General features: G+C 73.4%; 18 protein-coding genes and 1 pseudogene. 12 read left to right on the plus strand and 7 right to left on the minus strand.

Annotated features, from left to right (window positions below; translation table 11 throughout):
- Window positions 1–34: 34 nt before the first annotated feature.
- Complete coding sequence (locus ACIQ1J_RS26925) at window positions 35–1,654, plus strand: ABC-F family ATP-binding cassette domain-containing protein (RefSeq protein ID WP_403560745.1); 1,620 nt, start codon at window positions 35–37, stop codon at window positions 1,652–1,654.
- A 14-nt stretch (window positions 1,655–1,668) separates the two neighbouring features.
- On the opposite strand, the gene ACIQ1J_RS26930 is transcribed toward ACIQ1J_RS26925, so the two are convergent.
- Window positions 1,669–2,790 (minus strand): Vms1/Ankzf1 family peptidyl-tRNA hydrolase, encoded by a 1,122-nt coding sequence (locus tag ACIQ1J_RS26930; protein ID WP_403560747.1) that lies wholly within the window; start codon window positions 2,788–2,790, stop codon window positions 1,669–1,671.
- Between the two features lie 60 nt (window positions 2,791–2,850).
- On the opposite strand from ACIQ1J_RS26930, the gene ACIQ1J_RS26935 reads away from it, so the two are divergent.
- Window positions 2,851–3,132, plus strand: coding sequence for a DUF6158 family protein (locus tag ACIQ1J_RS26935; RefSeq protein ID WP_403560749.1), 282 nt, complete (start codon window positions 2,851–2,853; stop codon window positions 3,130–3,132).
- Between the two features lie 141 nt (window positions 3,133–3,273).
- Here the strand turns inward: ACIQ1J_RS26935 and ACIQ1J_RS26940 are convergent, their stop codons facing one another.
- The 3 genes from ACIQ1J_RS26940 to ACIQ1J_RS26950 form a co-directional block, all read right to left on the minus strand.
- Window positions 3,274–3,816, minus strand: a complete 543-nt coding sequence (locus ACIQ1J_RS26940) for a type 1 glutamine amidotransferase domain-containing protein (RefSeq protein WP_403560751.1) — start codon at window positions 3,814–3,816, stop codon at window positions 3,274–3,276.
- Between the two features lie 88 nt (window positions 3,817–3,904).
- A complete protein-coding gene (locus tag ACIQ1J_RS26945; RefSeq protein ID WP_121751074.1) occupies window positions 3,905–4,348 on the minus strand; it encodes a CBS domain-containing protein in 444 nt (147 codons plus the stop codon).
- A 32-nt stretch (window positions 4,349–4,380) separates the two neighbouring features.
- Window positions 4,381–4,788, minus strand: coding sequence for a DUF2795 domain-containing protein (locus ACIQ1J_RS26950; protein WP_403560753.1), 408 nt, complete (start codon window positions 4,786–4,788; stop codon window positions 4,381–4,383).
- Window positions 4,789–4,989: 201 nt separating this feature from the next.
- Here ACIQ1J_RS26950 and ACIQ1J_RS26955 point away from each other — a divergent pair, with 201 nt between their 5' ends.
- From ACIQ1J_RS26955 to ACIQ1J_RS26970, 4 genes are all read left to right on the plus strand, one after another.
- Entirely contained in the window at window positions 4,990–5,130 is a 141-nt protein-coding gene (locus ACIQ1J_RS26955; protein ID WP_403560755.1) for a hypothetical protein, read from the plus strand.
- A 70-nt stretch (window positions 5,131–5,200) separates the two neighbouring features.
- Entirely contained in the window at window positions 5,201–7,591 is a 2,391-nt protein-coding gene (locus ACIQ1J_RS26960; RefSeq protein WP_403560757.1) for an ATP-binding cassette domain-containing protein, read from the plus strand.
- A gap of 60 nt (window positions 7,592–7,651) precedes the next feature.
- The gene (locus tag ACIQ1J_RS26965) at window positions 7,652–8,080 is read left to right on the plus strand and encodes a helix-turn-helix domain-containing protein (protein WP_210962426.1); all 429 of its coding nucleotides are present in this window, start codon (window positions 7,652–7,654) and stop codon (window positions 8,078–8,080) included.
- Between the two features lie 5 nt (window positions 8,081–8,085).
- Entirely contained in the window at window positions 8,086–8,502 is a 417-nt protein-coding gene (locus ACIQ1J_RS26970; protein ID WP_210962427.1) for a VOC family protein, read from the plus strand.
- 15 nt (window positions 8,503–8,517) lie between these two features.
- Here the strand turns inward: ACIQ1J_RS26970 and ACIQ1J_RS26975 are convergent.
- Window positions 8,518–8,757 (minus strand): annotated as a pseudogene (locus ACIQ1J_RS26975) (hypothetical protein); the annotation flags it as partial.
- A 374-nt stretch (window positions 8,758–9,131) separates the two neighbouring features.
- On the opposite strand from ACIQ1J_RS26975, the gene ACIQ1J_RS26980 reads away from it, so the two are divergent.
- The 4 genes from ACIQ1J_RS26980 (at window position 9,132) to ACIQ1J_RS26995 (ending at window position 13,567) form a co-directional block, all read left to right on the plus strand.
- Complete coding sequence (locus ACIQ1J_RS26980; RefSeq protein ID WP_403560760.1) at window positions 9,132–9,926, plus strand: RNA polymerase sigma factor SigF; 795 nt, start codon at window positions 9,132–9,134, stop codon at window positions 9,924–9,926.
- Between the two features lie 226 nt (window positions 9,927–10,152).
- On the plus strand, window positions 10,153–10,956 hold the full coding sequence (locus ACIQ1J_RS26985) for a hypothetical protein (protein ID WP_403560762.1): 804 nt from the start codon (window positions 10,153–10,155) through the stop codon (window positions 10,954–10,956).
- Between the two features lie 149 nt (window positions 10,957–11,105).
- Complete coding sequence (locus ACIQ1J_RS26990) at window positions 11,106–12,446, plus strand: aminotransferase class I/II-fold pyridoxal phosphate-dependent enzyme (protein WP_403560764.1); 1,341 nt, start codon at window positions 11,106–11,108, stop codon at window positions 12,444–12,446.
- Entirely contained in the window at window positions 12,443–13,567 is a 1,125-nt protein-coding gene (locus tag ACIQ1J_RS26995) for an MBL fold metallo-hydrolase (protein ID WP_403560766.1), read from the plus strand. Before ACIQ1J_RS26990 ends, ACIQ1J_RS26995 begins: the two co-directional genes overlap by 4 nt.
- Before the next feature lie 43 nt (window positions 13,568–13,610).
- Here ACIQ1J_RS26995 and ACIQ1J_RS27000 read toward each other — a convergent pair whose 3' ends face one another.
- Window positions 13,611–14,237 carry a DedA family protein gene (locus ACIQ1J_RS27000; protein ID WP_403560768.1) on the minus strand — a complete coding sequence of 209 codons (627 nt, stop codon included), beginning with the start codon at window positions 14,235–14,237 and terminating at the stop codon, window positions 13,611–13,613.
- A complete protein-coding gene (locus ACIQ1J_RS27005) occupies window positions 14,234–15,007 on the minus strand; it encodes an MBL fold metallo-hydrolase (RefSeq protein ID WP_403560770.1) in 774 nt (257 codons plus the stop codon). The genes ACIQ1J_RS27000 and ACIQ1J_RS27005 overlap by 4 nt, the downstream gene beginning before the upstream one ends.
- Window positions 15,008–15,090: 83 nt before the next feature.
- On the opposite strand from ACIQ1J_RS27005, the gene ACIQ1J_RS27010 reads away from it, so the two are divergent.
- Both ACIQ1J_RS27010 and ACIQ1J_RS27015 read left to right on the plus strand, forming a co-directional pair.
- The gene (locus ACIQ1J_RS27010) at window positions 15,091–15,492 is read left to right on the plus strand and encodes a hypothetical protein (protein WP_403560772.1); all 402 of its coding nucleotides are present in this window, start codon (window positions 15,091–15,093) and stop codon (window positions 15,490–15,492) included.
- A 150-nt stretch (window positions 15,493–15,642) separates the two neighbouring features.
- Window positions 15,643–17,739 (plus strand): phage holin family protein, encoded by a 2,097-nt coding sequence (locus tag ACIQ1J_RS27015; RefSeq protein WP_403561047.1) that lies wholly within the window; start codon window positions 15,643–15,645, stop codon window positions 17,737–17,739.
- Window positions 17,740–17,787 lie beyond the last annotated feature (48 nt).

Genomic DNA, 17,787 nt, shown 5'->3' on the forward strand with positions numbered 1-17,787 from the left:
CCGGGGCGTGCCCGGAGCCGCAGAATCCGGTCCCATGGGTCATCTCGAAGCCGCGCACCTGGAGTACTACCTCCCCGACGGGAGGGCGCTGCTCGGCGACGCGTCCTTCCGGGTGGGGGAGGGGGCCGTCGTGGCCCTCGTCGGACCCAACGGGGCGGGCAAGACCACCTTGCTCCGCCTGCTGTCCGGGGAGCTGAAGCCGCACGGCGGGACCGTCACCGTCGGCGGCGGCCTCGGGGTGATGCGGCAGTTCGTGGGCTCCGTACGGGACGAGACGACCGTACGCGACCTGCTGGTGTCCGTGGCGTCGCCCCGCATCCGCGAGGCCGCGCGCGCGGTCGACGCCGCCGAGCACGGGATCCTGACCGTCGACGACGAGGCCGCCCAGATGCGCTACGCGCAGGCGCTCGCCGACTGGGCCGAGGCGCAGGGGTACGAGGCCGAGACCCTGTGGGACATCTGCACCACGGCCGCGCTGGGGGTGCCGTACGACAAGGCCCAGTGGCGGCAGGTGAGCACCCTGTCCGGCGGTGAGCAGAAACGGCTGGTGCTGGAGGCGCTGCTGCGCGGCACCGACGAGGTGCTGCTGCTCGACGAGCCGGACAACTACCTCGACGTGCCCGGCAAGCGCTGGCTGGAGGAGCGGCTGAAGGAGACCCGCAAGACGGTGCTCTTCGTCTCCCACGACCGGGAACTGCTGGCCCGCGCCGCACAGAAGATCGTCTCCCTGGAGCCCGGCCCCGCGGGCGCCGACGCCTGGGTGCACGGCGGCGGCTTCGCCACCTTCCACGAAGCCCGGCGCGAACGCTTCGCGCGCTTCGAGGAACTGCGCCGCCGCTGGGACGAGAAGCACGCACAGCTGAAGAAACTGGTACTGACCCTTCGTCAGGCCGCTGCGATCAGCCACGACATGGCCTCCCGCTACGCCGCCGCCCAGACCCGGCTGCGCAAGTTCGAGGAGGCCGGACCGCCACCCGAGCCGCCGCGCGAGCAGGACATCAGGATGCGCCTGAAGGGCGGCCGTACCGGCGTCCGCGCCGTCACCTGCGAGCAGCTGGAACTCACCGGCCTGATGAAGCCCTTCGATCTCGAGGTCTTCTACGGCGAACGCGTCGCCGTCCTCGGCTCCAACGGCTCCGGCAAGTCGCACTTCCTGCGGCTGCTCGCCGGCGACGACGTGGCCCACACCGGGAACTGGAGGCTCGGGGCACGTGTGGTGCCCGGACACTTCGCGCAGACCCACGCCCACCCGGAGCTGCTGGGCCGCACGCTCCTGGACATCCTGTGGACCGAGCACGCCCAGGACCGGGGCGCCGCCATGTCCAGGCTGCGCCGCTACGAACTGACCCAGCAGGCCGAGCAGAGCTTCGAGCGGCTCTCCGGCGGCCAGCAGGCCCGCTTCCAGATCCTCCTGCTGGAACTCCAGGGTGTCACCGCCCTGCTGCTCGACGAGCCGACCGACAACCTCGACCTGGAATCGGCCGAAGCCCTCCAGGAGGGCCTGGAGGGCTTCGAGGGCACGGTCCTCGCGGTCACCCACGACCGCTGGTTCGCCCGCTCCTTCGACCGGTACCTCGTCTTCGGCAGCGACGGACGCGTCCGCGAGACGCCGGAGCCGGTCTGGGACGAACGGCGGGTGGAGCGGGCCCGCTGAAGCCCGCGCGGAGGTCACTTCCAGCGCAGCAGCGCCCCCAGGCCGCCCACCGGGGCCTTCTGAGCGGCCTCGGACGGCAGGGCCGGCGTCACGGAGATCGCGGGGGCGCCGGTCATCACCGCCGAGCGCAACAGGGCGTCGTCCGCGCGGGCCGCCCACGAGTTCTGCTCGCCGAGCGTCTTCAGCTCCGTACGGCGCACCGCCAGCTGGTCGGCGTCCTCGCCGATCCACACCTCGCGGTGGGTGTCGGGGGCGTCCGGGATGACCAGCAGCTCGTCGATGCGGTGCTCCCGGGCCGCCTCGACCAGCGCGGGCACGCCCTCCGCGGCACCGGCCCGGCCCTCGCCGTCCGGCGTGCGGGCGGCCAGGAAACGGTCCAGGTCCTCCCGCGCGCGCGAGCGCACATGGTCGTCCCGCAGCCCCTCCACCTCGTCGTCCAGCAGCCTGCTGCCGGCACCGCGCGAGGCCTCGGCGATGCGGTCCTGCAGCCGCTTGGGAAGCCGCTCGTGCACGGACCGCCGCTCCCGGTCGTCACCCACCAGGACCAGCAGATCGGCGCCCGTCTCCTCCTGGCACACGGCGAGCGCGTCCGCGATCTCCGCCGCGTTGTGCTCCCAGGTGTTCTCCACCCGCAGCTGGAAGTGGCGCTCCGACCAGTCGACGCTGCTCGTGCGGTGCACCGGCCACGGCCGGCCGGTCACACCGCCCGCGTCCGAGCTGCCCAGCGCGCTGCGCAGCTCGAAGTCGGCGCCCTTGCGGTCGACGTACGCCACCACGCACACCGGGTCCTCACCGGCCAGGTCCAGCAGCGGTGCCACGTGCGGCAGCGGCGCCCAGTCGGCGGTGGTCCCGCCGTACGGGGGCCGGGCCAGCGGCGGATCGAGGACCACCCGCCCGGCGCACGCGAACAGGGCCCGCCCGTGCGGGTCGGTGGCGTGGCGCAATTCCTCCACCGCCTCCTTCACGGCCCGGCAGGTCGCGTCGTCCGCGCCCTGTTCCGCCAGCTCCCGGGCCACCGCCGCGGCCGTCAGCTCACGTTCGTGGGGGGTGTCCTCCGTGTGCCGGGAGAGATCGACGTACACGGAGGCCCAGGGCCCCTGATGCGCGTAGAGGGGATGCAGAAACGCGAGATCCATGGCTCCCTCCCGGGTGCCGCTCGGGGGTGGTAGTGCTCCGGGGGCGGGTACCCGGACCGCATGAACGAACACGACACGCGTGACGACACCACGGCCGGCGGCGTGGACCCCGGCCGCCTGGACGACCAACAGCTCATGAAGGAGCTGGAGACCATCCACCGCACGCGTCACGACACCCTGCTGTACGGGTCGAACGACGCGCTGCGAGCCCACAACGACCGGATGGCTCAGCTGGAGGGCGAGTGGCTGCGCCGCAACCCCCGGCGCCCGGTCGCCGCGGGCCGCACCCGTGAGGGAGCCCGGGAACGGGGCTGCGGGGAGGGCACCACCTCCGGCGGCTGACCGCGCCGCCCGGACACGCGTGCGCCCGGACACGCGTGCGCCCGGATACCCATGGGGCCCGGACACCCGTGGGCCCGGCCCTCCGGCGCGATCGGGGCGCACCGGCGAGCCGGGCCGGGCGAGAGGCCCGCGCCTCGTTTCTCAGCCGCCCGCCTTGGCGAACTCCGCGAGGAAGGTCTCGCAGAACGCCTCGAGGTCGTCCGGCTTGCGGCTGGTGACCAGCACGTTGTCGCCGTGGTCGCAGACCTTCACCTGTTCGTCGACCCAGGTGGCCCCGGCATTGCGCAGGTCGGTCCGCAGACTCGGCCACGAGGTCACGACCCGGCCGCGTACGACGTCCGCCTCGATGAGCGTCCACGGGGCGTGGCAGATCGCGGCCACCGGCCGGCCCTGCTCGAAGAAGTCCCTGACGAACGCCACGGCCTTCTCGTCCATCCGCAGGAAGTCCGGATTGGCCACGCCACCGGGCAGGACCAGCCCGCCGAACGAATCGGCCGACGTGTCGCCGACCGTCTCGTCCACCGGGAACGTGTCCGCCTTGTCGAGGTGGTTGAAGCCCTGGATCTCACCGGATTGCGTGGAGACGAGCACGGGCTCGTGACCCGCGTCCTTCGCCGCCTGCCAGGGTTCGGTCAGTTCGACCTGCTCCACGCCCTCGGGCGCGGTCAGAAATGCGATGCGCATGTGATTCGTATTCCTTTCCTGGCGCGTCGGCCGGTGTCGCCGCCCGGCGCGCGTGAGTCGTTCGGCCGCGGGGGAGGCGCGGCGCGTCTCAGCCGCCGCCCCGGGCGTCCGGTTCCGCGCGGCTGATGTCGGCGAGCGCCGACGAGGGGTCCCGGGCCTCGGCCAGATCGCCGAGGCTCACCATCCCGACCGGCAGCCCGTCCTCCACGACCGGCAGCCGCCGTACGGCGTGCTCGCGCATCAGCGCCACCACGTCCGCGACCGGGTCGTCCGGGGAGACCGTCAGCGGGTCGTGGGTGCAGATCGCCCGGACGCCCACCCCCATCGGGTCGAGTCCCTCGGCCACCGCCCGCACCGCGATGTCACGGTCGGTGAGCAGGCCCACGACCTCCTGCCCGTCCGCGACCACCACGTCACCGATGTTCTGCGTGCGCATCAGCTGCGCCGCCTCGACGAGGGAGGAGTCCGGACGGACGGCGGTCACGCCCGGCGTCATCACGTCCCGCACGTACTCGGCCGTGTGCTCGGCCATGGGAACCATCGAAGGCCCGCCCTTTCCGGCGACTAGGCGCCCTGCGTCCCGGTGGGTCCGGGCCCGCCGCTCTCGGTCAGGGCCACCGCCAGTTCCTGGACGTTGTCGTAGCGCGCCTTGTGCGGCAGCCGCTCCAGTCCCTCGACGAGGGCGTCGGGCGCGTGGCCGCGGCGCAGCGCCCGGGACAGTTCCGGCGGGCTCGCGGGGAAGGTGCCCCGGGTCAGGTTCCGGGCCAGTTCGAGCCGGAGGGCCTCCAGATACGTCGGTCCGCGGCCCGGTGTCACCGGTCCGTAGGTGACGTCGGGGTCGTCCTCGGCAGCAGGTTCCGGGTCGTGCCACTCCTCGGTACGGGTGGGGTGCCCGGACCTGAGCAGACCCTGCAGTTCGTGCTTCATCTCGTCGTCTCGGTGGACGCTCATCCGGTCACTGCCTCGCTGCATGTCTCCCTCCAGGTCCTTCAGGGGTGCCGACCGCGTACCCGGACACCGAAGGCCGACACGGATTCCCCCGGACGGGTCCGCTCCGATTTCCGCGGGCACCCTGCGTGCCTCCGCGTGCACCGCGGGTTTGCCCGGCGGGCCCGGGGAACCCGGCTCTCGCCACCACCCCCCACGCCCACCCCTTATCGGGAAGGACGGATCATGGCGGTGCTGCTCGCTGTGTTCATCCCGGTCCTCATGCTCGGCGTGGTGCTGGCCCTCGGCCGCTACGAGGAACTGATGCTGCCCGACCCGGCGGCCCCGCCCGACGACTCCGACGTGTCCGCGCGAACAGATCAGTAATCGAGAAGCAAGGCCCGCCGTGCTCCGTCTAGCGTGTCCCTGCCGACCCGCTCGACAGATGGAGACACCGATGAGCAGCGCGAGGAGAACGGACCAGCAGGCGGCCGCACCGCATGTCGCGGACAGCCACGACCTGATCCGTGTGCACGGTGCCCGCGAGAACAATCTCAAGGACGTCAGCATCGAGATCCCCAAGCGCCGGCTGACGGTGTTCACCGGTGTCTCCGGCTCGGGCAAGAGCTCACTGGTGTTCAACACGATCGCCGCCGAGTCGCAGCGTCTGATCAACGAGACCTACAGCGCCTTCGTGCAGGGCTTCATGCCGACGCCGGCCAGGCCCGAGGTCGACGTCCTCGACGGCCTGACCACCGCGATCATCGTGGACCAGCAGCGGATGGGCGCCGACCCCCGCTCCACGGTCGGCACCGCCACCGACGCCAACGCCATGCTGCGCATCCTCTTCAGCCGGCTCGGGGACCCGCACATCGGACCGCCCAGCGCCTACTCCTTCAACACCGCCTCCGTCCGGGCGAGCGGCGCGATCACCGTCGAGCGCGGCGACAAGAAGGCGGTCAGGGCGACCTACGAGCGCACCGGCGGCATGTGCACCAACTGCGAGGGCCGGGGCAAGGTCTCCGACATCGACCTCTCCCAGCTCTACGACGACTCCAAGTCGCTCGCCGAGGGCGCCTTCACGATCCCCGGCTGGAAGTCGGACAGCCAGTGGACCGTGCAGGTCTACGCCCAGTCCGGCTTCGTGGACCCGGACAAGCCGATCCGCGAGTACACCGAGAAGGAGCTGCGGGACTTCCTCTACGGCGAGCCGGTCAAGGTGAAGGTCAGCGGCGTCAACCTCACCTACGAAGGACTGATCCCGAAGATCCAGAAGTCGTTCCTGTCCAAGGACAAGGAGGCGATGCAGCCGCACATCCGGGCGTTCGTGGAGCGGGCCGTCACCTTCACCACCTGCCCGGAGTGCGACGGAACCCGGCTCAGCGAGGGCGCCCGGTCGTCGAGGATCGGGAAGATCGGCATCGCCGACGCCTGCGCGATGGAGATCCGCGACCTGGCCGAGTGGGTCCGCACTCTCGACGACCCGTCGGTGGCGCCGCTGCTCACCGCGTTGCGGGACACCCTCGACTCGTTCGTGGAGATCGGCCTCGGCTACCTCTCGCTCGACCGTCCGGCGGGCACCCTGTCGGGCGGCGAGGCGCAGCGCGTGAAGATGATCCGCCACCTCGGCTCGTCCCTCACCGACACCACGTACGTCTTCGACGAGCCCACCATCGGCCTGCACCCGCACGACATCCAGCGCATGAACGACCTGCTGCTGCGGCTGCGGGACAAGGGCAACACGGTGCTCGTCGTCGAGCACAAGCCGGAGACGATCGCGATCGCCGACCACGTCGTCGACCTCGGCCCCGGCGCCGGCACGGCGGGCGGCACCGTCTGCTTCGAGGGCACCGTGGAGGGGCTGCGGGCCGGCGACACCGTCACCGGCCGCCACCTCGACGACCGGGCCGTGCTCAAGGAGACGGTCCGCGAGCCCACCGGGACGCTGGAGATCCGCGACGCCACGACGCACAACCTCCAGGGCGTCGACGTCGACGTCCCGCTCGGCGTGCTCTGCGTGGTCACCGGCGTGGCGGGCTCCGGCAAGAGCTCCCTGATCCACGGCTCGGTCCCGGCCGGCGCGGACGTCGTATCGGTCGACCAGAGCCCCATCAAGGGCTCCCGGCGGAGCAACCCGGCCACGTACACCGGACTGCTCGACCCGATCCGCAAGGCCTTCGCCAAAGCCAACGGCGTCAAGCCCGCCCTGTTCAGCGCCAACTCCGAGGGCGCCTGCCCCACCTGCAACGGCGCCGGTGTCATCTACACCGACCTGGCGATGATGGCCGGCGTCGCCACGCCGTGCGAGGACTGCGAGGGCAAGCGGTTCCAAGCTTCGGTGCTGGAGTACCGCCTCGGTGGCCGCGACATCAGCGAGGTCCTCGCCATGTCGGTGGCCCAGGCGGAGGAGTTCTTCGGCACCGGCGAGGCCCGCACCCCGGCCGCGCACAAGATCCTCGACCGGCTCGCCGACGTCGGGCTCGGCTACCTCACCCTCGGCCAGCCGCTCACCACCCTGTCCGGCGGGGAGCGCCAGCGGCTCAAGCTGGCCACCCACATGGGCGACAAGGGCGGCGTCTACGTACTCGACGAGCCGACCACCGGCCTGCACCTCGCCGACGTCGAGCAACTGCTAGGCCTGCTCGACCGCCTCGTCGGCGCCGGCAAGTCGGTCATCGTCATCGAGCACCACCAGGCGGTCATGGCGCACGCCGACTGGATCATCGACCTCGGCCCGGGCGCCGGCCACGACGGCGGCCGGATCGTCTTCGAGGGCACCCCGGCCGACCTCGTCGCCGACCGCTCCACCCTCACCGGCGAGCACCTCGCGGCGTACGTCGGCGCCTGACCGCGAACGCTCCCACGGCGCCGGTACCGGGAGCCCTCGGCGTCGTGGGATCGTGATGGCGTGACGACCCTGGAGGACCTGGTCCGGCTGCGCCGGGCCCGCGACCTGATGGACCGCGAGTACGCCGAGCCGCTCGACGTGCCGGCGCTGGCGCGCGTCGCCCTCATGTCGGCGGGCCACTTCTCCCGCAGCTTCCGCGCCGCCTACGGGGAGACGCCGTACAACTACCTGATGACACGCCGGATCGAGCGGGCCAAGGCACTGTTGCGGCGCGGCGACCTGTCCGTCACGGAGGTCTGCTTCGAGGTCGGCTGTACCTCGCTGGGGTCGTTCAGCTCGCGGTTCACCGAACTGGTCGGTGAGAGCCCGAGCGCGTACCGGGCCCGCGACCACGCCGCCGGTGCCGACATCCCGGCCTGCGTCGCCAAGATCTACACGCGACCGGTCAGGAACGGAGAAGCGAAGCCCACGCCCCCGCCCGTAGCGTGAGACGCATGGACATCAGCCTCTCGCAGTGCTTCATCGCCGTCGACGACCACGACAAGGCGCTCGCCTTCTACCGCGACGTACTCGGACTGGAGGTCCGCAACGACGTCGGGTTCGAGGGCATGCGCTGGGTGACCGTCGGCTCCCCGGCCCAGCCCGGCGTGGACATCGTCCTCGAACCCCCGCTCGCGGACCCGAACGCCTCGGCCGCCGACAAGGAGGCCATGGCCGAACTGCTGGCGAAGGGACTGCTGCGCGGCGTCATCTTCACCACCGAGGATGTCGACGCCACCTTCGAACGCGTCCGGGCCGCGGGCGCCGAGGTCCTCCAGGAGCCGGTCGACCAGCCCTACGGCGTCCGCGACTGCGCCTTCCGCGACCCCTCCGGCAACATGCTGCGCTTCAACCAGCCGCGCAAGGGGTGACCGCCGCTACCGCGGTCACTCCTTCTCCCGCCCCGGCAGAAACTCCCGCACCTTCGCCTTGAACCCCTGCCTGACCATGGCCCCCCGGTTCGCGTCGCCCTTGAGGATGGAGGCGGCCGTCGCCTCCATCTGCTCCCAGGCGGTGTGCGGCGGGGTCGGGGGCGCGGCGGGGTCGGGGGCGCGGCGGGATCGAGGGCGCGGCGGGGTCGGTACGAACTCCAGCACCGCCGGGCCGTCCGCCGCCAGGTCCTGTCGTCAGGCACACCCTGGTGCTCGTCTGACGGACCTCCCGGACCGGCGGGGGAGGGCGGCGACAAGCAGTACGGGTGACCCCGCCTCCGCGCGGCGAACAACCGCGTGTTTGCCCTGGGAGTCAGGGGGCAGGCAAAAATCAGTGCTTCGGACAGGAGGCACGTCCGTGGGAGCGGCGCGACGCCGTTCCGGACGCGTCCGTCCGGGCCGGACGCCTCCCACGGTGACCGCCCGACCCCAAGGGCCGTGTTGTCGTACCGGTGCCCGTCGGCCGCTCCGCGCGCCGGTTCTGTGAACCCCGGCCGCCGTCCGCGCCGACCGGGCCATCGCCCGGCGCGACGACAGGACCCCGCGCTCCGAGGGAGTTGCGACGCACCATGCCGATCCACGCCAGTGTGAAGCACCCGCACGACGACGCCCCCGACACCGCCGACGCCTTCCGCCGACTCAGCACCCTTCCCGACGGCCCGGAGCGCGACGCGGTCCGCGACCGGATCGTCGAGGCCTGGCTCCCCATGGCCGAACGGCTCGCGGGACGGTTCCGCAGCCGCGGCGAGAGCTACGAGGACCTGCGCCAGGTCGCGGCCCTCGGCCTGCTCAAGGCCGTCGACCGGTACGACCCCGAGCGCGGCAACGCCTTCGAGAGCTACGCCGTGCCGACGATCACCGGCGAGATCAAGCGCCACTTCCGCGACCACATGTGGACCCTGCACGTGCCGCGCCGGGTCCAGGACCTGCGCAACCGCGTGCGCTTCGCCGGCCAGGACCTGTCCCAGACCATCTCGGGGCGCAGGCCCACCGTCACCGAGATCGCCGAGCACGCCGATCTGAGCGAGGAGGACGTCCGGATCGGACTGGAAGCCCTGGAGAGCTTCACGGCTTTGTCCCTGGACGCCGGACTCCCCGGCAGCGAGGACGGCTACTCACTCGGCGACGCCCTCGGGGCCTGCGACCCGGCCCTCGACACCGTCGTCGACCGCGAGGCCGTCAAGGAGCGCCTCGCCGCCCTGCCGGAGCGGGAACGCGCCATCCTTTACATGCGCTTCTTCGACGACATGACCCAGAGCCGCATCGCCGAACAGCTCGGCATCTCCCAGATGCACGTCTCCCGCCTGATCAGCCGGTGCTGCGACCGAGTGCGGGAACAGGTGCTCCGGGACCCGGTGGCCTGAGCGCGGGGGCCGGCCCCCGCGCTCAGGCCACCGGCGCCGCTGCCGCATCCCGAGGCGGGGGGCCGTGACGGCGGCGGGTGGGCCGAAACCTCGGTCTCACCCGCTCGGGGGTCCCGTTCCCGCGAACGGCGCACGGTGGCGCGCGGACCCGTCAAGGGCGGGCTGTGATGGCCGAGGGGGCGCGAGTGCCGTGCCCCCGCAGCCGTCGCTCGAAGGAGCCCACGCCATGCGCCGCACCGCCTGTGCCCTGTCCGCCGCCGTCCTGGCCAGTGCCGCCCTCGGCGTCCCGGCGTGGCCCGTCTCGGCCGATCCCGGCGTTCCCCAGCCCCCCGCCGGCACCGGTGCGCCCGCCGCGCAGGTCAGCCCGGCCGGAGTCGCCCCGGGCGGCACCGTCACCGTCTCGGTCTCCTGCGCCCCGACCGGCGCATCCGCGCCGGCCACCCTCGACGCCACCTCACCGGCCTTCGACGAGGGCACCGTCGCGCTGCGCAAGGTGGAGGGCGCCGGCGGAGCGACGTCCGGAACCGCCTACCGGGGCACCGCGCGCATAGCCGCCGCCGAGATTCTCGAGACCGACCCGGAGGCGGAAGGCTCCGAGGACGCGTGGACCGTCGACGGCGCCTGCCCCAAGGAGTCCGGGGGCGAGGGCGATCCCTGGAGCGCGACGATGACCGTGCCGGAGGAGGAGGGCGGGGCCGTCGAACCGCCGTGCACCGAGCCCACACATTCCGGCCGGCACGGCGAGCAGTGCGGAACCAGGCCGGTGTGCCCGGAAACGACCGCCCCGCACGGCGGAACCGCCGAGCGGGGCACGTCCTGCACGACGAAGCCGCCCTGCCCCGAGCCCGCCGTACAGGGCAAATCCTGCGGCGGCGCGACCGCGGAGCACGGGGTGCGGGCCGGCGCGGGCGGGTCCTTCACCGACTCGATGCCCGCCCTGATCGCCGGCGGCGTCCTGATCGCGGGCGCGTTCGGCGCGGCGGCGCATCGGCTGCGGCTTCGTCTGCGCGGGGACGCCGAGCACCGCTGACCCGCACCGCCGCCGGTCCGCGTGTGATCCGCGACCGGGGTCACAGCCATGGCAGGGCGGCACGATGGGTACTTGGTGCAACGACCGGGGAAAGAGCACCCGGCCGGACGGCGACGGGACACGGCACCACGGACTGCGCGGAGGCACGCATGCGGCGGACGGACCCCGAAGGCCATGACTCCGCGAGGCATGGCTCCGAAGGGCGTGGCGCCGTAGGGTACGGCTCGGAAAGGCATGAGTCCGCAGGGCAGGAGTCCGTAGGGCACGGCCCCGTCCGGTACGGCCCGCACCTCCCCGGCGACGGCGGTCTGCCCGTGCTGCCCGAACTGTCCGCCGTACTCGCCGCCGCCGCGGGCCGCGGCCACGACGAACCGGCGGGCGGCGCCCCGCCCCTCCTGGACGCCGCCTGCGGCTACTGGGACCGGCGCGGCCTGCCCACCGAGCCCGGCCACGTGGCCGCCGCCCCCGGCGCCAACGCCCTGCTGCTCGCGCTGACCGCCGCGCTCGGCGGCGACGTCCTGGTGCCCCGCCCCTGCGCAGCCTGGTGGGCGCCGTACGCGCGGCTGCTGGGCAGACCCGTCTTCCACGTGCCGACCCCGGCCGAGTCCGGCGGCGTCCCCGACCCGTACGCCCTCCTGGAAACCGTCCGCCGGGTCCGCGCCGAGGGCGGCGACCCCCGCCTGCTCGTGCTGTCCGTCGCCGACGACCCCACCGGAACCGTCGCGCCGCCCGAACTGCTGCACGAGACCGTCGAGGCCGCCGCCGACGAGGGACTGCACCTGGTCAGCGACGAAACCTGGCGGGACACCCTGCACGACCCGCACGCCACCGTGCTGCTCAGCCCCGCCGAGATGCTGCCCGAACGGGTCACCGTCGTCACCGACCTGGCCGGCGCGCTGCTGCCGCCGGGCTGGCCGGCCGCCGTCGCCCGCTTCCCCGCGTCCGCCGCCGGGGACGGCCTGCACGCGCGTGTGCTCGACGTGCTCACCGCGCTCGGCGCCAACGTCGCCGCGCCCGTCGCCGCCGCGGCCGGGTACGCGCTCGCCGAACCCGAGCCGGTCACCGCCCGCCGCTCCGCCGCCGTACGCCTGCACGCGCGCGTGGCCGCCGCCGTGCACGCCGCCGTCGTGGCCGCGGGCGCCACCGCCCGGCCCCCGCAGGCCGGCCGCCACCTCTACGCCGACCTCGGTCCGCTGCGCGACGCGCTCGGCGCCCAGGGCGTCGGCGACACCCAGGAACTGGAGGACTTCCTCACCGCCCGGCTCGGCATGCCCGCCCCCGGCGGCCACCGCTTCGGCGACGACCTCGCCGCTCTGCGCGTGCGGCTCGCCACCGGCCCGCTGCTCGACGGCGGCACCGCTGAGCAGCGCGCGGAATGTCTCACGTCCCCCGACCCGTTGGAACTGCCACACGTGCAACGTGCGTTGATCGGTCTGAAGTCGGTCTTCGGCGATCTCCGCGACGCTCAGCGATGGGAGCCTCCTCGATGACGCAGCAGCCCCGGTCGACCACGCGCCCGTCCTCGGCTACGCCCACGGCTAGGCCCACTGAGGACACCGGGAACAGCAGGAACACCAGACATACCGGGGACACCGGGGACCTCGACGCGCCGCCCTCCGCGTCTTCCTCGGCCCCCTCGTACCCGCCGCTCGCCGAACCCCGGCCGATGGCCGAACACCGGGTGTGGCCGCGGACCTTCCACGACCGGCTGACCGCGCCGCTCCCCGGCCTGAAGGCCTTCGCCAGATTCGCCCGCGAGGGCGCGGTGAGACCCGGCCCCGAGGGGCTCGCCGACATCCCCCGGCTGCCCTACGCACCCGGCCCGCTGCCCCGCGTCGACGCGCGCACCGTCGCCGTCACCTGGGCCGGACACGCCAGTTGGGTGGTGCGCATCGGCGGGCTCACCGTCCTCACCGACCCGGTCTGGTCGCGCCGCATCCTCGGTACCCCGGCCCGCGTCACCCCCGTCGGCGTCCCCTGGAGTGCCCTGCCCAGGGTGGACGCGGTCGTCATCAGCCACAACCACTACGACCACCTGGACGCCCCCACCCTGCGCAGGCTGCCGCGCGACACCCCCGTCTTCGCCCCGGCCGGGCTCGGCCGCTGGTTCCACCGCCGCCGCTTCACCCGCGTCACCGAGCTGGACTGGTGGGAGGCCGCGGAACTGGGCGGCGTCCGCTTCGACTTCGTACCGGCCCACCACTGGTCCAAGCGCAGCCTCACCGACACCTGTCGCACCCTGTGGGGCGGCTGGGTCCTCACCGACCCCGACGGCCGGCGCGTGTACTTCGCCGGTGACACCGGGTACGGCCACTGGTTCACGCGCATCGGCCGTCGCTACCCCGGCATCGACCTCGCCCTGCTTCCCATCGGCGCCTACGACCCCCGCTGGTGGCTGAGCGACGTGCACTGCGACCCGGAGGAGGCGGTGCGGGCCGCCCAGGACGTGGGCGCCCGCCGGATGGCGCCGATGCACTGGGGCACGTTCGTCCTGTCCGCGGAACCGGTGCTGGAACCGCTCACCCGCGTACGCGCCGCCTGGCAGCGGGCGGGTCTGCCCCGGGAGCACCTGTGGGACCTCCCGGTCGGCGGCTCCCGCGTGCTGGAGTGACCGGGGCCGGCCGCCCGGCGCCCGGATGCCTCGCGGGCAGGGCCTATGCCTTCGCCGGCCCCCGCAACCGCCGCCACACGCTCGGCGCCCCGCTGACCAGTACCGTCAGCGCGATCGCCGCGGCCACTCCCTCCCACGGCTTGCTGAACAGGGCACCGCTCAGGACGCCGATCAGCTGGTACGTCACCGCCCAGGCCAGGCAGGCCGGAAGGTTGCCCCGGGCGAACCGGCGCAGTGGCCACTCGGCCAGCAGGCAGGCCAGCATCACCGGTATCCGCCCCGCCGGCACCATCCGGGACAGCACGAGCACCGCGACATCGTGCTCGGCGAGCTTCTCCTGGGCCTGCTCCAGCCGGTCCTCGGGCGCCCGGGACCGGATCGCCTCCAGCCAGCGCGAGCCGTTCTTCGAGCCGACGCCCCTTCGCCCCAGCCAGTACAGCGCCATGTCCCCGCAGAACGCGGCCAGCGACGCCGTCGCGAACACCATCAGCATCGGAAACGGCAGGGCCTGGTGCATCGCGACCACGGCCGCCGAACTCACCAGCGCGCCCGTCGGCACCACCGGTACCAGCGCCCCGATCAGTACCAGCAGGAACAGCGAGGGATAACCGAACGCCTGCTGGGTCGGCTCGGTCGGGATGCTCGTCACGGCGGCGCCCAGCCAGTTCACCGCGCGACCTCCACCCGTACGCTCCCGCCGTGTTCCAGCCGGTGCACCGACACACCCGGCGCGCGCAGCGCCGACAGGCGCACGAACTCGTCTCCCGGCGTGTGGAACTCGTGGGGGCGCACGGCGTCCAACCCGATCGGCCAGTACGTGCCGTAGTGCACCGGCACCGCCGTGCGCGGCGCCAGCCGGGCCAGCGCCTCGGCGGCCCGCCCCGCGTCCAGGTGCTCAGCGCCCAGGTACGGCCCCCAGCCGCCCACCGGCAGCAGTGCCGCGTCGACCGGCCCGACCTCCTTCTCCATGCCGTCGAACAGGCCGGTGTCACCGGCGAAGTACGTTCGTGCCTCACCCTCGACGACATAGCCGAGCGCGGGGGAGCGGTGCCGTCCGACCGGCAGCCGCCGCCCGTCGTGCCGTGCCGGTACCGCCCGTATCCGCAGGTCCCCGACGGTCGCCTCGTCACCGGGCGCCACCTCGGTCAGCTCCAGGTGCCCGAGCCGGCGCAGTCCGGGCACCGCCCGTCGTGCGTCCCGGGGCACGAGCAGGCGCGTGCCCGGCGCGAGCCGCGCGAGCGACGGCACGTGCAGGTGGTCGGCGTGCAGGTGGGAGACGAGCGCCACGTCCGCGCGCCAGGCGTCCGACGGTGGCAGCGCGCCTCGTCTGCGGCGCAGATGGGCGAGTCTGCGGACGAACAGAGGATCGGTGAGTACACGGATGTCCGAGTCCTCGACCGTGCAGGTGGCGTGACCCCACCACGTGAGCTCCACCGGCACCTCTTTGCCTCCTTCGCGCGACTGCCCGAAGCCTACGTCCAGGAGTAGGGTCGGCGGCGAAAACGGGAGGTGAGGGGGACCCCATGGGGCTGGTGCGGGTGACGGCGATCGCGAGTCTGACGCCGCTGGAGCAGTTGGACGACGATCCCTTCCTGGTCGACTCCCGCAGCCAGCACGCCATGTGCGCCCGCTGGGCCGCGGAGAACGGATACGTCGTCGCCAGAGAACTGCTGGTACGCGGCCTGCGACCCGACCACGGCGCCCTGTGGGACGGCGTCCGCCCCGGGCACGACCTGTTCGTGGCGCCCAGCCGCCGGGTGCTGGAGAGCGCGCTGTCGTCGGTGGAGGAGTTCACCGCGGAGTGCGCGCGGCGCGGCGTCCGGATCGAGACGGCCGGCCACGCCGAACCGTCCTACGACGCCGGGATGAAGGCGTGCGTCCACCGCAGACTGTCGATGCCGACGGCGGGGTACGACGGCCGCTGACCCGGCCGCGGGGTGTGAACCGGACCCGGGGGGACAAACGGGTGCTCCGGACCGTTGTGACAGGGTGGGGCAGGCCCGTGCCGACGACGGGCCGGGACGTGAGGTGTGCGGAGCGTGGGTGGAGGGCGTTGGCGCCGGGTCGCCAGTCAGATGGGGCGGAGTGTCGCGGTGTGGGCCGTGTCCACCCTCACTATGCTCGTGCTCGCCGGGATCCTGCCGGACTTCCGGCTCCAGTCGCCCGACGGCGACAGCGCGACCGACATCGCCATGACCGCCGCGGTCGGCGCCGGCGCCTTCGGTCTGCTGTCCGCCCTGGTGTGGCCGCTGATGGTCCGGCTGCTGCTCCTGGTGCCGGCGCTGGTTCTGGGGCTGCTGGTCTTCTTCCTCAACGGCGGGCTGCTGCTCCTCGCCATCGACGTGAACCCGGCGGGGCGCGGCGGCGTCGCCCCGGAGACGGCGGTCGTGGTGGCCGCCGTCATGTCCGCCGTCGCCTCGGCCACCGGCGGTGCCCTGGCCGTGCGCGACGACGACGCCTACCGGCGCCGGCTCTACCGGCTCGCCGACCGCCGCCGCAGATCCGGCCCGCCCTGTCCGTCCGGCCCCGGCACCCTCTTCCTGCAACTGGACGGCGTCGGCCACGACGTCCTGCTGGCCGCCGCCGACAGCGGCGCCATGCCCACCGTCGCCCGCTGGCTCGGCCGCGACGGCGCTTCCGCGACCCACCGGCTCGCCCTGTGGCGCACCGACTGGTCCAGCCAGACCGGCGCCAGCCAGCTCGGCATCCTGCATGGCTCCAACCACGACGTCCCGGCCTTCCGCTGGTTCGAGAAGGACAGCGGCGAGGTCGTGGTCTGCAACCGCCCGACCAGCGCCGCCCAACTCCAGCACCGTGCCGTCAAGCACACCGGCGACGGCGGACTGCTCACCTTCGACGGCGCCAGCCGCGGCAACCTCTTCGGCGGCGGCGCCGACGAGCAGGCCCTCGTGCTCTCCATAGCCACCCGCCGCCGCAGCCCGGAGACACGGTCCAGGTCCGGCTACTTCGCCTACTTCTCCGACCCGGCCAACGCCGTCCGCACCGCGATGTCCTTCGTCGCCGAGGTGGGCCGCGAGATCGGCCAGTCCACCCGCGCGCGCGTGCACAAGGTCCGCCCGCACGTCTCCCGCGGCGGCCTCTACCCCTTCGTCCGCGCCTTCGCGACCGTCGTCGAACGGGACGTCGTGGTCGCCGCCGTGATGGGCGACATGCTCGCCGGACGCACCGCCGTCTACGCCGATCTGGTGGCGTACGACGAGGTGGCGCACCACTCCGGGCCGGGCAGCCGGGACGCCGCGAAGGTCCTCCAGCGGCTCGACCGGTCCCTCGCGCTGATCGAGAAGGTCGCCGAGCACGCGCCCCGCAAGTACCGGATCGTCGTCCTGTCCGACCACGGCCAGAGCCCCGGCGAGACCTTCCGCGCCCGCTACGGCCTCACCCTCGGCGACCTGGTGCGGGCCGGCTGCGGACTGCCCGTGCCGCGCCGGGCCCAGCGCACCCGCAGCGGCGCCGAGGCGCGCAACACCGTACGGGCCGCCCTGCACCGGCCGGTCGAGGAGGGCGCCGAGCAGCAGCGCCCCGCCGACACCCCCACCGGCCGCCGCTCGGAGCCGATCGTGCTGGCCTCCGGGAACCTGGGCCTGGTCTCCTTCCCGGACGTGCGTCACCGGATGACGCGGGAGGAGATCGACGCGCGCCACCCCGCCCTGCTGCCGACCCTCGCCAACCATCCCGGCGTCGGCTTCCTGCTGGTCGACAGCGAGCACGGCGGCCTCGTGCTCGGCGCGCGCGGCGCGGAGATCCCCCTGGACCGGCTCGACGAGGAGCCCGGCCCGCTCGCGCCCTTCGGACCCGGCGCGGCCGACGCCGTCCGCCGCACGCATTCGTTCCCGCACACCGCCGACATCATGGTCAACTCCTTCTACGACCCGGTCGACGGCGAGGTCCTCGCCTTCGAGGAGCAGATCGGCTCCCACGGCGGACTCGGCGGTGCCCAGTCGCGGGCCTTCCTGCTGTCGCCGGTCGTCCTGTCCGCGCCGGTCGCCGAGGGGGCGGAGATAGTCGGCGCGGAGCACGTGCACCGGGTCCTGCGGCGCTGGCTGCGCGAATCGAACGGCCCGCAGGTGCCCGTGGAGGATTCCCGGTCCAGGGTCGTCGACAGCGCACCTTTTCCGGCCCCGGACGGGGTCGTGCAGGACAAAAGCGCCTGATTTGGAGCTGCGCCGGACCGTGCCCGACCATGGGCGCCGCCCTGGCGA

Source organism: Streptomyces sp. NPDC097107 (assembly GCF_044762405.1).
In the GTDB taxonomy this organism is placed as follows: Bacteria; Actinomycetota; Actinomycetes; order Streptomycetales; family Streptomycetaceae; genus Streptomyces; species Streptomyces thinghirensis.